Consider the following 13,345-nt stretch of genomic DNA (forward strand, 5'->3'; position numbering starts at 1 on the left):
ACCAAAAACTATAATTTTTTTCTTTCAGCTTTTGCCCAGCCTTGTTTTCTAACTACTGCTTCATAAATACCCATAACTCTCCACAAAACAGTTAGTTGTCTATAGCCTAAATTTTCTACCACAGCTATTATAACAAGTATAATAAAATCCTTCCAGCCATTATATTTCTTTTCTGAAAGCTCTGAGAATAATACAGATAAAATGGAAATTGCTATTCCATATAAAACTTCAACAGCTAAAAAAAACAAAGCAACATTTATATTAATAATTCCAAATATATAAGAAATGGGGACAATAATATATCCAATCAATTCAATTACAGGTCCTAGTAGTTCAAATATAACTTGGTATGGATATCCAAATAATCCTAACATGCCATATCTTGGATTAAAAAACAAACTTCTATGTTGAAAAACAACTTGTGCTAGTCCTCTTTGCCATCTCTTCCTTTGCTTAGCTAAATCGCCTAACTTCTCAGGGCATTGTGTCCATACGATAGGATCTGGGACAAATATTACCTTTGATTTTTTCTTTTTTTCATAAGCAATTTTCTTAAGTCTAACAACTATCTCCATATCCTCGCCTACAGTTTTTGTATTAAACCCGTCTGCCATTATAATATCTTCTTTCTTAAATCCTGCAAAAGCACCCGATGCTATAAGTAGAGAACCAATCATCGAAAGCCCTTTTCTTGCAGCCAAGAATGCTCTAAAATACTCTATAATTTGAAATCTTGCTATATTTGACTTTGGAACATGAAGCTCTTGAACTTTACCAAAGTTGTCTAACATTGAACCATTTACTATTCTTACAATACCTGATACTGCAACAACCTTATCTGGTTCATCAAAAAAAGGCTGCATTACTTTTGCAATGGAATCCCTTTCAAGTATTGAGTCAGCATCTAATGTACATATGTATGGATAAGAGCATACGTTAATACCGCAGTTTAATGCATCAGCTTTCCCACCATTAATTTTATCAACAACAATTAAATTATCATACCTTTTTGAATAGTATATACCAATTACATCTTTAGAATCAATTAATTTTCTAAATTTTCGATCAACAATATATAAATTAAATTCATTTTTTAATTTCTCAAGAGTATCATCTTTTGAACCATCATTTATAACAACTACCTCAAATTCAGGGTATTCAATTTGTAAAAAGGATTTTACAGCTTTTACTATTGTTTCTTGTTCATTATATGCAGGAACTAGTAAACTTACTGGAGGAGCTAAATCAGAGGCAATTACTTCAACAATTCTTCCAGCAATTTTATTTCTGATATATACTATAATACCAATCAGAGAGATTAATAAAAGGACTACATATATAGTGTTTAAAATTAAAATATACCATGTAACAAATAATGAGAAGTAATTAAAAAATCTTATCATTTATATCACCAATTCTGGATAATTTTCTTTCAGAATATAATAAAAATTATTTTCTAAAGTTTTTAAAGTAAAAATACTTTTGTTATTATCACTTAATTTTTTAAATATTTCTAATGATAAATCCTTTGATATATCAGGAACTTTGCCTAAATAAGAATTAATTAAAATATTAAAATTATCATTATAATAAAATATTTCAATAATCTTATCTTTTGCAAATTTATCTTGAGATTTGTTATAGTATTCAATAAGATTACTAAATATTTTATAGCCATAATTTTTTAATGCATTAAGGCTTGCATCTCTGACGTAGAAAAATTTATCTTCTAAACAATCTAATAATACATTTAAGCATGTTGGATTATTTAGTCTACCAAGTGCATATATTGCTCTTAATCTCACATAAAAATGTTTATCATTAATAGCTATAGAACAAAGTTTTTTTACATCTGATATATAACCTAATTTTTCTATAACCCTGCAAGCTTTGGCTCTTATTTCTGCATTTGGATAATCTAAAAATTTCTCAATTATTTTAATTTCATCAATTGTTGCAATTTCTGAAAGAATTATAATGCAGAATAAGATATTATTAACAATATTTGTATTTCTTAATATCTCAATAATAGGTTTAGAAAGTTTATTTCCCAATAATATAGCAAAGTATTGTATTTTCCTTTGATTAGAATAAGAAAGTTTATAAGCATTTTCTATAATAGTTTTTATAAATGGGTAATATTTTTCAATATTCTCCATTTTGCTCATTATTATAAACATAGGCTCAGCAATTATACCAATTTCATCAATTTTCCTTTTAAAAATTGATTTAATAATAGCATCAAGTTCTTCTTCGCTCCCAATAATACTCAAAGTTTTAGCACTCTTTATCCTTTTCCTTTTACTTATACTGTCTAAATTTTTAATTAGATAATTTATAAAGCCGTCTCTTTTAAAATGTTCATAAAGCCTTTGCTTTTCAATGTCTTCAACCCAATAAAAATCATTAACTATGATATCCATAATAAAAATATAATGTTTCTTATCAAAATGGTCTTTCTTTCCATTTTTTATAATAGAATAAATTTTTTCCCTTAATTGATTCTTTATTAATTTAATTCTTTTTTGATTAATACTTATAATTATTTTATATATAAATAAAATAATAGTAATAATTAGTAATATTAAAATTAAAAATAAAATAAATATTATAACATTTTTACTTATTATCTTTACCATTTAATTCACTCCAAAGGTGAAGTATTTCATGAAGCAAGCTAAATTTCAAATTATCATTATATTTATCAAGTATAAGATAAATTTCTAAGTTTTTTTCTCCAGCATCAATTATTATATATTGTTTTAAATTATCAAATTTATACTCAGCTATATTCTCTATAATATTTATTTCTTCACTTTTAGGAAAATTATTATTTATAACTACATTGAATTCCTTATTATATCTTTTTATACCAAGCATTCTAAAATTATTAAAGTATTTTTTCATAAAGTTATAAGACTCTTCAATAACATTTTGCTCTGAAACTAACATAATATTCTTCAAAAAGCTTAATATGTCATTGATTTCCTTTAAAGAAATATATTCTTCTTGCATTTTTAAAATAGTTTTCACAAAATAGTATACCTCATTAGTTGAAAATGGTTTTTGAATAATTCCGACAACTCCATATTCATAAGCTTTTGTTCTAATCTCTTTATGAAAATTTTGTGTTAAAAATATTATTGGAATATGTCTTGTATTATTATCAGTCTTTATTTGTCTAACTAATTCAAATCCACTAATTTTAGGTAAATTAATGTCAGTTATGATAACGTTTATATTTTCAGTTTTTATTATATCATATGCTTTTTCGCCATCTTCAGCATCATAAACATCATATAAAAAATCTATATCAGTAGTATTTAAAAACCTATTTTTTAATATATCTCTTATATATTGATTTTCATCTACAATTAAAATTTTCTTCAACATAACATTAGTCTTCCCCTAACATTTATATAAATTATATACTCTTATCTAAAATTTAAATACCACTTTTATACTTTTTTCTCTATTTTTTGATGATGCTGTCTCTATTGCTTTTTTGTATTCATCTATGCTAAATATATGTGTAATTAGCTTATTATAAGGTATTTTATTTTCCTGAATTAGCTTTAGTGCAAGTTCATATGTTGAAATTTCTTTTCCATCCAATATCTCTGTGCTATAACAATATGCACCTGTTATTTTAAGTTCTTTAAACCATACAGGTGTAAAATCAATTCCTTTAGGAAAACTAGCTAATCCGACTAAGACATAGGTTCCTCTTTGTTTTGTCATCCACAAAGAATCTCTTATTGTTTTATTTGAAGCGACACAATCATAAATAATATCAAAACCACCAAGCATAACATTATCACCAATCATCGGTTTAAAAATCTTTGCATTTGTAATCTTTGCAACATCTTCAAAATAATTTTCAGATGGATATATAATATTATCTGCACCAAATTCCTTCGCAAGATCTTGCTGAAATTTATACTTTGCTACACAAGATATATTTGCTTTACTTCCTAACTTCCTAAGTGTCCATATAATAAGAAGTCCAATTATTCCTGCTCCATAAACCAAAACTTTTTGATTATCCTTAGGGAAATTCCTCATAACAGGATGTACTGCAGATGCTAAAGCATCTGTAAGTATAGCTTCTTCATCTTTTACCTCATTTGGCACTTTAAGGAGTTGCGATTTATGAGCTATATAATATTCTCCCCATGACCCTGAGGTTGAATTGCATGCACCCATTATAGTTCCAGGTGAAAGCTTGCCTTCAGTTATATTAAGGCAGGTTGAATACTCATGCTCTTTACAAGACTCACATATATCATCAATCTCTCTCGCATAGCAATCTAAAACTGGATCAGCTATAACTCTATCTCCAACATTAAAATCCATTACATTCTTACCCTTTTCAACTATCACACCAAGGTTTTCATGTCCTATAACAAACGGAAAAGATGCAAAAGGTGAAGTAGAAGGAGAATCATGTAAAAATATTAGATTTAAGTCGCTCCCGCATATTCCAGCAAATTTCGTTTTTATTAGAACATAATCATCAGATGGAAGTTTTGGTTTTTCAATTTCTTTTAAGGAAATGCATGAAAAAGGTCCATAAAAATTCTTTTTTGATAGTTTACCTAATGCTAACGTTCTTACATATTTAGTTATATTTGCGTCAAAAACTATTGCTTTCATTTTACTCCTCTCCTTTATTAAAAAATAAGGATGTCCTTTTAATAAGAAAATATTTATAAAACTACTAATAATTGTAGTTTAGATTTAAAATACTAACCATAAGGACATCCTTTAATATTTAATTATATTATGCCATATTTTTTGCCAAGATGCTCTAACACTTCAAGCGTTCTATCAAGATGTTCCCTTGTATGCCCAGCTGTCAATGAAATTCTAATTCTTGATAACCTTCTTGGAACAGCTGGATAAAACACAGGATTAACATATATATTCATTTCATGCATTTCTCTACATATTTCTTTAACTTTCAAATCATCCCCAATAATTATTGGGAATATTGCTGTTTGTTGATTGCCTAAATCAAAACCTAATTTTAAGAGATTTTCTCTGAAATAATTAATATTATTCCAGAGATTTTCCCTTAACTCTGGTTCCTCTTCAATAACATTTAATGCTTCAATTAATGAAGCAGTAGCTTGTGGTGTAGGTGCTGTTGAAAACATATAAGCTCGTGAATAAAAATGTAAGTAATTAACTAATTCTTTATTTGTTGCAATAAATCCACCAACTGCTCCTAAAGCCTTTGATAATGTACCAGCTACTATATCAACTTTACCTTCAACATTACAATGTTCTGGTGTTCCTTTACCATTCTTTCCTATAACACCTGTTGCATGAGCTTCATCAACCATTACAAAAGCTCCATAAGCATGTGCTATCTCAACAATTTGATCTAATGGTGCAATATCGCCATCCATAGAGTATACACCATCAACAATAACAAGCTTTGTATTGTATTTATCCTTTACCTTTTTAAGTGTCTTTTCTAATGAATCCATGTTATTATGTCTGAAAAATTCTATATTAGTATTTCTACAACCATCAATTATACTTGCATGAACATACATATCAAGTATAGCAACATCTTTTTCATGTAACATTGCTGCTATTGTTCCGAGATTTGAACCGTATCCACTTGTGTATACTAATGCATCTTCGCAGCCTTTAAACTCTGCAAGTTTTTTCTCAAGCTCGACATGTATATCAAGTGTTCCGCCGAGAAGAGGAACCGAACCTGCACCAGAACCATACTTTTTTGTTGCCTCAATACCTGCCTTAATGGTTCTTGGATGTTTAGTTAAATTTAAGTAATCGTTCGAAGCCATATATATCATTTCTCTTATTTCACCAGTATATTGGTCTACAACTGTCATTGTTGGACCAGAACCACTTAATGAAACTCTCCTATACTGGTAATGCCTTCTTTTAACATAATCTTCTTTGTATTCATAAAATTCTTTTGCTAAATCCATTATATTTTTTTCATCACTTTTAACAAAATCTGCTAAACTAAATTTTGTTGTATCAATCATCAAAAACAACCTCCTTATAATTTTTATGAAATTCCATATATATTCCCTTTTTCATCAATATCAATATTTTCTGCTGAAGGTATTCTTGGAAGTCCAGGCATTGTCATAATATCGCCAGCTATTGCGACAATAAACTCAGCACCGTTGCTAATTTTCAGTTCTCTAATATTTATTGTAAAATTGTATGGCCTACCTAAAAGCTTGGGATTATCAGATAATGAATATTGAGTTTTAGCAATACATACAGGATAATGTGATATCTCTAATTTCTTTATTGTTTCTAAATCTTTTAGTGCTTTTGTTGAAAACTCAACATCATTAGCACCATAGATTCTTTTTGCAATTTGTTTTATTTTTTCTTCAATTGACATATTTAATGGATATGTGAAGTTTTTCTTTGTTACATTATTTGAAACTTTTAAAACCTTTTCGGCAAGTTCAATACCGCCTTCTGAACCCTTTGAAAATACACTAGAAATTGCAAATTCAACATTTTCTTTCTCACAAAGCTTTTTAATAAGGTCTATTTCCTCATCTGTATCGCTTGGAAATTTATTTAATGCAACAACAACACCTGTATTAAAAGCTTTTATATTTTGAATATGTTTTTTGAGGTTTTCAAGCCCTTTTTCTAATGTTTTCAGATTAGGTTCATTAATCTTATCTAATTGTTGACCACCATGATACTTTAATGCCTTAATTGTCACAACAATTACAACAGCATTAGGATATACATCAGCTTTTCTACAAACAATATCAAAATATTTTTCAGCACCTAAATCAGCACCAAAACCAGCTTCAACAACAGTATAGTCGCAAAGCCTTGTTGAAATATCCAATGCTAATATAGAATTTGTCCCGTGTGCTATATTAGCAAAAGGTCCCCCATGAATAATTGCAGGTGTATTTTCAATAGTTTGAACCAAGTTAGGTTTTATAGCATCTTTTAGTAATGCTGCCATAGCTCCATGTATTTTTAAGTCTTTAGCATAAATAGGTTCACCTTGTTGATTAAAAGCAATTAAAATATTTCCAAGTCTTCTTTTAAGATCAGAGATATTTTCAGATAAGCACAGTATTGCCATTACCTCAGATGCAACAGATATTATAAAACCATCTTCACGCATTACACCATTTTGTTTTTCACCAAGACCTATTACAATATTTCTTAGTGTCCTATCATTCATGTCTATAGCTCTTTTAATTAAAATTCTTTTTGGGTCAATATTTAACTTATTGCCTTGATGAATATGATTGTCTAACGCAGCACATAAAAGATTATTTGCTGTTGTAACAGCATGAATGTCACCAGTAAAATGTAGGTTTATATCTTCCATAGGAAGAACTTGAGAATAGCCACCGCCAGTTGCTCCACCCTTTAATCCCATACATGGCCCCAATGAAGGCTCTCGTAATGTAACAATAGATGAGAAACCCAATTTGTTAATTGCCATTGAAAGGCCTATAGCTGTTGTTGTTTTTCCTTCACCCATAGGGGTTGGATTTATAGATGTAATTAAAATGATGTTGTTCTTTTTTTTATTTTTTAGCCTTTCATAAGCATCTAATGATATCTTTGCTTTATATTTTCCATAAGTCTCTATCTCATCTTGATTAAGCCCAATTTCTTCTGCAATTTGTTCTATATATTTAAGTTTAACTTCCTTTGCAATTTCTACATCTGATTTCATTTAATCACCTGCCAATTTAGAATATGTTTTATTCAAAAACTTTTCCTTCTCTATAATGAAACGTTCATGAAACCCTTCGCCAATCTTTTCTTTTTGATCATATGCTTCAACCTTAAACAAAAGTCTTTTTCTATCAACTTCTAACAATTTTGCCTCAATGAATACACTCATCCCAACAGGTGTAGCAGCTAAATGCTTTACATCAATCTTTGTCCCAACAGTTGTATATTCATTTGGTAAATGTGCATCAACACAAATCATGGCAGCATGTTCCATATATGAAATCATTGCAGGTGTAGCAAATACTTCTAATGTTCCACTCCCATAAAATATTGCAGTATCTTTATTTGATACCACTATTTGCATTGAACTTGTCAATCCAGCTTTTATGTTGTTAAACTCCATTTTTAACCCCCACTAAAATATATGTTGCACAATTTTGTTCACATTATTAATTATATTTATATATTAATCCGAAAATTTTTACATGTCAAACAATTTTGTGAAAAGAAAGCATAAAGAAAGAGGCTGTCTAAGAAAGAAAAATTTCAGCCTCTTGATTTTTTTTTAATTTTTTAAGTTTTTTATTTGACACCATATATTAATTTTAAAAATATAAATCTCTTTTTCCTTGTTCTAATTCCTTTATTCTCTTTATTGTTTCTTCTTTTAATTTTATATTATCAATCTCATCTAATGCTTTTTTTATTATTTCTTCACCTTTTTTCTTTAATTCATCTGTTCCATAATCTAACAATACTTCTTTAAATGTAAGTATTGCATTGGGTTGACAAAATTCATGTATCTCTCCTTCTTTTGCAAACTCCATAAATTTGTGTCCAGTTCTTTCTCTCCTATAACATGCTGTGCAAAAACTTGGAATGTAACCTTTTTCACAGATTACATTCATCATTTGAATAAGATTTCTATGGTCGGCAAGTTCAAATTGATTTGCATGCTCCTCTTTTTCTTTATATCCACCTGGGCTTGTAGAAGAACCAGCACTAATCTGAGAAACACCAAGGTCAAGTAATTTATCTCTTAAATCTGGAGCTTCTCTAGTTGATAATATAATACCTGTATAAGGAACTGCAAGCCTAAATACCGCAACAATCTTCATAAAATCTAAATCACTGATAGGATAAGGAATCCCATCTAAAGCCCATCCTTCAGCATATTTGAGTCTTGGAACGGAGATTGTATGTGGCCCCACTCCACCAGTAAAATTATCAAAATGTCTAATATGCATTAAAGTTGCTAAAACATCAAACCTGTAATCATATAACCCAAGTAGAGGGCCTATACCAACATCGTCTATTCCACCTTGATAAGCATTATATATTGCTGTAATTCTTTTATTATAATTTGCTTTTTGTCCCTGTGGATGCATTTTTTTATAAGTTTCTCTATGATATGTTTCTTGGAATATCTGATAGGTTCCAATTCCACTTTCTTTTAACATTTTAAATTCATCAATAGACATTGGAGCAGCGTTTACATTTATTCTTCGTATATCACAGTTTTTATATATAGCCTCTACTGCTGAAGTTATATGGCCAATACTTGTCTTATTTGGATCTTCACCACATACTAAAAGTATTCTTTTATGTCCCTGAGATTCAATTGCCTTAGCTTCTTTAATAATATCCTCTGTTGTTAATGTCTTTCTATGAAGTATTTTGTTGTCATGCCTATATCCACAATAAAGACAATTATTTGTACATTCGTTACTTGTATAAAGTGGAACAAAAAATACTACTCTCTTACCATAAATGCTCAATTTTACTTCTCTTGCAACTTCAAATAATTCTTCTAATGCTTCAGGATCTTCAATATTTATTAAAAATGCAACCTCTTCTAATTCTAATCCTTTTGCTTTCTTTGCTTTTTCAATGATTTCATTAAATCTTATCCTGTCAAAACTTTTAGTTTTTTCTATTAACTCCTCAATTAACCTTTCATTAATAATTTCGGCATCATTAATTTGAAGATACTTCATTTTTATCCATCTACCTTTCTTAAAAAATAATGCCCTTTCCCCAAAGCAGGAAAAGGGCATAATAAGCCGTAATTCTTGCCTCAGGGTAAGAAATACTCTAACCCCTCAGATTAAATTACTTATCCGAATGACCAGAAAAAACTAACCATTCAGAATATGTTTGTTAATATTATATCAAATCAAAAATAATTTTGCTATCCTTTTTTATCCGTTATATGAAAATAACTCAGTAGATAGATATCTTTCACCAGTATCTGGTAACAATACGACAATCATCTTTTTCTTGTTCTCTGGTCTTTTTGCGACAAGATAAGCTCCAAACAATGCAGCTCCAGATGAAATACCGCAAAGAATTCCTTCATCTTTAGCTAAATACCTTGCCATTTCATAAGCCTCTTCTGTTTTTACTTTAATAACCTCATTATAAATATTAGTGTTTAAAACCTTAGGAACAAATCCTGCTCCGATTCCTTGAATTTTGTGTGGTCTTGGAGTTCCACCACTTAAAACAGGTGAATCAAAAGGCTCGACAGCAAATACTTGTATTGATGGTTTTTTCGATTTTAATACCTCTCCTACTCCTGTAACAGTGCCACCAGTACCAACACCACCTACAAAGATATCTACTTTTCCATCTGTGTCATTCCATATTTCCAAGGCAGTAGTTTTTCTGTGGATATCTGGATTTGCTAAGTTTTCAAACTGCTGTGGCATGAAGGAGTTTGGAATTTGATTCATAAGCTCGAGTGCTTTTTCTATGGCACCTTTCATACCTTTTTCACCTGGTGTTAGAACAATTTCTGCACCATATGCAGCTAGAAGCTTCCTTCTTTCTATACTCATTGTTTCAGGCATTGTAAGTATTAGTTTATATCCCTTCACAGCACTTATATACGCAAGTGCTATTCCAGTATTGCCACTAGTAGGTTCAATAATTGTTGTGTCTTTGTTTATCTTGCCTTCTTTTTCAGCTTGTACAATCATATTTAGTCCAATTCTGTCTTTTACACTCCCACCAGGATTAAAAGATTCTACTTTTGCAATTATTTCTGCATCAACTTGTTGAGATAGTTTATTTAGCCTTACCAAAGGTGTCTTACCTATCAATTCTAAAATATTATTGTATATCATTTAAATACCCCCATATTATATCGAAATACTCGGAATTAATTTTATTATACTACTTATGTCCTACATTGTCAAAAAAAAATTAATTAAGAAACTAGTAATTATTTTTAAATTTGTCTATCTCCTCTTTTACTATTTCTCTTATCCTTTCTTCAGTAACAATATCACTTTTGTATGCAAGATTTAATTTAGAAATAATTTTTTCTACTTGATTTGCTATATAATCGTTAATATCTTTCTTCTGTTCTTCTCCTTTCTTGGTTAATTTTTCTATAATTTCTGCTGCTTCGCTTTTTGTAACTTCACCTTTTTCAACAAGTTCATTTATTACTTTTTCTATTTTCTCTTTAGAGTAAGATATAAATCCGAGGCCAATGCTTAAAATCTTCTCCAATTCATCTCTCATGCTATTCCACCTTTTAATAGTATTTAATAATAATATACCCTATTAAGATGAATTTTATTATATATTAATAATCCTCAGAACTTCATCACGAGATTTTGCATTTAAAATACTTTCTAATTGCTCTTCATTTAATACCTTAATTCCTAATGAATTAGCCTTCTTAAGTTTACTTCCTGCATCCTCTCCAGCTATCACAGCAGTAGTTTTTTTTGATACACTTTCACTCGTCTTAGCTCCTAAGTTTTCAAGTTTTTCTTTTGCTTCATTTCTTGTATATCTTGCTAAGGTACCTGTCAAAACAAATGTAAATCCTGATAATAAATCACTTTTAAGCTTGTTTTCAGAAACTAAATTAACACCTACACTTTTAAGCCTATCGATAAAGTGTCTTGTTTGATCTTGCTTAAAAAATGTTATTATACTATCAGCCATCTTTTCACCAAAATCTTCTAACTGGAGTAGTCTATCTTTTGTAATATCAAATAGTTCATATATTGAGGAAATATTTGATGCTAATGTTTTTGAAGCTTTTTGCCCAATATGCCTTATCCCTAATGCAAAAATCAACCTATCAATTGACTGTTTTTTGGATTTCTCAATAGCTTGAAGTAGATTATTTACAGACTTTTCGCCAAAACGTTCCAATTTAATTAAATCTTCAAATTTCAAATAATATATGTCTGCAGGATTTTTAATAAGCCCTTTTTCAAAAAGTGTCTTTACAATCATTTCTCCCATTCCTTCAATATCCATTGCGTCTCGTGAAACAAAATGCAATATCTCCCTATAACTTTTTGCAGGACACTCAATCCCTGTACATCTATAAGCTACTTCGTCTTCAAATCTAACAACATCAGCACCACATACAGGACATTTTGATGGCATATTAAATTCCTTTTCATTACCTGTCCTTTTTGAAAAAACAACTTCAACAACCTCAGGTATTATTTCAGCTGCTTTCTGTATAACTACTGTATCACCTATTCGTATATCTTTCTGCTTAATATAATCAATATTATGAAGTGTTGCTCGAGATACCTGAGAACCTGATATCCTAACCGGTTCTAATACTGCATTAGGAGTAAGAATGCCAGTCCTACCTACATTGATAGTTATATCAATTAACTTTGTTTCCTTTTTTTCAGGTGGAAATTTATATGCAGTAGCCCATCTTGGTGCTTTTGATGTTGTACCTGCAATTTCTCTAAGATTTAATTGATTTAGTTTCACAACAGCACCATCAATTTCAAATGGTAAGCTATCCTTAATTTCATTTATTTCTAAAATGCGTTTATAAACATCTTTTATATTTGAGCATAATTTAAAGTCAGGAGACACCTTAAATCCAATATCTTTGAGATATCTTAATGATTCTTCATGGGTTGTAAAATTTTTTGAACATTCTTGAATATTAAATATAAATATATCTAATTTTCTTTTTGCTGTTATTTTCGGATCCAGCTGTCTTAATGAACCTGCAGCAGCATTCCTTGGATTTGCAAAAAGGCTTTCTTCATTTTCTTCACGCTCCTGATTTATCCTTAAAAACTCTTCCTTAGACATAAAAACTTCTCCACGAACAACAATATCAACATTCTCTTTAAGTCTTAATGGTATTGTTTTTATTGTTTTTAAATTTTCTGTTACATCCTCCCCAACAAACCCATCACCACGAGTTGCACCTTTTATGAAAAGACCATTTTGATATTCCAACGAAACAGATAATCCATCAATTTTATATTCAACAATATAATCAAAATCTTCACCAATTAATTCTTTTAGCCGCCTATCAAAATCATAAAGCTCTCCTTCATTAAAAACATTAGAGAGTGATAATAAAGGGATTCTGTGAGTTACTTGGCTAAACCCTTTCTTTGCTTCTCCACCAACCCTTTTGGTGGGAGAATCAGGCTGAACTAATTCTGGATATTTATCTTCTAACCATATCAGTTCTCTTAAAAGCATATCATATTCATAATCGCTAATTTGAGGATCATCTTCAACATAATATTTATGGTTATGATAATTAATCAGTTCCACCAATTCTTTAATTCTTTTCAAAACATCTTTATTTTGCATTTTAACCACTCCA

11 protein-coding genes are annotated in these 13,345 nt (G+C 29.5%); all 11 read right to left on the minus strand.

What is annotated here, in order from left to right:
- Positions 1-8 precede the first annotated feature (8 nt).
- Positions 9-1,403 (minus strand): glycosyltransferase, encoded by a 1,395-nt coding sequence (locus ACAG39_06470; GenBank protein MEZ0536883.1) that lies wholly within the window; start codon positions 1,401-1,403, stop codon positions 9-11.
- Positions 1,404-2,639: a HEAT repeat domain-containing protein gene (locus ACAG39_06475; GenBank protein ID MEZ0536884.1), complete on the minus strand. Its 1,236-nt coding sequence runs from the start codon at positions 2,637-2,639 to the stop codon at positions 1,404-1,406.
- Positions 2,620-3,393 (minus strand): PleD family two-component system response regulator, encoded by a 774-nt coding sequence (locus ACAG39_06480; GenBank protein MEZ0536885.1) that lies wholly within the window; start codon positions 3,391-3,393, stop codon positions 2,620-2,622. The genes ACAG39_06475 and ACAG39_06480 overlap by 20 nt, the downstream gene beginning before the upstream one ends.
- A 45-nt stretch (positions 3,394-3,438) precedes the next feature.
- On the minus strand, positions 3,439-4,656 hold the full coding sequence (locus tag ACAG39_06485; protein ID MEZ0536886.1) for a zinc-binding dehydrogenase: 1,218 nt from the start codon (positions 4,654-4,656) through the stop codon (positions 3,439-3,441).
- 122 nt (positions 4,657-4,778) lie between these two features.
- A complete protein-coding gene (locus ACAG39_06490) occupies positions 4,779-6,029 on the minus strand; it encodes an aminotransferase class I/II-fold pyridoxal phosphate-dependent enzyme (protein MEZ0536887.1) in 1,251 nt (416 codons plus the stop codon).
- A 23-nt stretch (positions 6,030-6,052) separates the two neighbouring features.
- Complete coding sequence (locus ACAG39_06495; GenBank protein ID MEZ0536888.1) at positions 6,053-7,720, minus strand: formate--tetrahydrofolate ligase; 1,668 nt, start codon at positions 7,718-7,720, stop codon at positions 6,053-6,055.
- Positions 7,721-8,125 (minus strand): thioesterase family protein, encoded by a 405-nt coding sequence (locus ACAG39_06500; protein ID MEZ0536889.1) that lies wholly within the window; start codon positions 8,123-8,125, stop codon positions 7,721-7,723.
- A 202-nt stretch (positions 8,126-8,327) separates the two neighbouring features.
- Entirely contained in the window at positions 8,328-9,719 is a 1,392-nt protein-coding gene (gene hydG / locus ACAG39_06505) for a [FeFe] hydrogenase H-cluster radical SAM maturase HydG (GenBank protein ID MEZ0536890.1), read from the minus strand.
- Positions 9,720-9,923: 204 nt separating this feature from the next.
- Positions 9,924-10,850, minus strand: a complete 927-nt coding sequence (cysK, locus tag ACAG39_06510) for a cysteine synthase A (GenBank protein MEZ0536891.1) — start codon at positions 10,848-10,850, stop codon at positions 9,924-9,926.
- Between the two features lie 91 nt (positions 10,851-10,941).
- Positions 10,942-11,253 (minus strand): phasin family protein, encoded by a 312-nt coding sequence (locus tag ACAG39_06515; GenBank protein MEZ0536892.1) that lies wholly within the window; start codon positions 11,251-11,253, stop codon positions 10,942-10,944.
- Between the two features lie 57 nt (positions 11,254-11,310).
- Positions 11,311-13,332: an NAD-dependent DNA ligase LigA gene (ligA, locus tag ACAG39_06520; protein ID MEZ0536893.1), complete on the minus strand. Its 2,022-nt coding sequence runs from the start codon at positions 13,330-13,332 to the stop codon at positions 11,311-11,313.
- Positions 13,333-13,345 lie beyond the last annotated feature (13 nt).

The organism is Caldicellulosiruptoraceae bacterium PP1 (assembly GCA_041320695.1).
Classification (GTDB): domain Bacteria; phylum Bacillota; class Thermoanaerobacteria; order Caldicellulosiruptorales; family Caldicellulosiruptoraceae; genus JBGGOQ01.

Bases quoted from the DNA above. Each gene is read 5' to 3' on its own strand.
- ACAG39_06485 (MEZ0536886.1), bottom strand. From the start codon at position 4,656: ATGAAAGCAATAGTTTTTGACGCAAATATAACTAAATATGTAAGAACG.
- ACAG39_06470 (MEZ0536883.1), bottom strand. From the start codon at position 1,403: ATGATAAGATTTTTTAATTACTTCTCATTATTTGTTACATGGTATATT.
- ACAG39_06500 (MEZ0536889.1), bottom strand. From the start codon at position 8,125: ATGGAGTTTAACAACATAAAAGCTGGATTGACAAGTTCAATGCAAATA.
- cysK (MEZ0536891.1), bottom strand. From the start codon at position 10,850: ATGATATACAATAATATTTTAGAATTGATAGGTAAGACACCTTTGGTA.
- ACAG39_06475 (MEZ0536884.1), bottom strand. From the start codon at position 2,639: ATGGTAAAGATAATAAGTAAAAATGTTATAATATTTATTTTATTTTTA.
- ACAG39_06480 (MEZ0536885.1), bottom strand. From the start codon at position 3,393: ATGTTGAAGAAAATTTTAATTGTAGATGAAAATCAATATATAAGAGAT.
- ACAG39_06495 (MEZ0536888.1), bottom strand. From the start codon at position 7,720: ATGAAATCAGATGTAGAAATTGCAAAGGAAGTTAAACTTAAATATATA.
- ACAG39_06490 (MEZ0536887.1), bottom strand. From the start codon at position 6,029: ATGATTGATACAACAAAATTTAGTTTAGCAGATTTTGTTAAAAGTGAT.
- ACAG39_06515 (MEZ0536892.1), bottom strand. From the start codon at position 11,253: ATGAGAGATGAATTGGAGAAGATTTTAAGCATTGGCCTCGGATTTATA.
- hydG (MEZ0536890.1), bottom strand. From the start codon at position 9,719: ATGAAGTATCTTCAAATTAATGATGCCGAAATTATTAATGAAAGGTTA.
- ligA (MEZ0536893.1), bottom strand. From the start codon at position 13,332: ATGCAAAATAAAGATGTTTTGAAAAGAATTAAAGAATTGGTGGAACTG.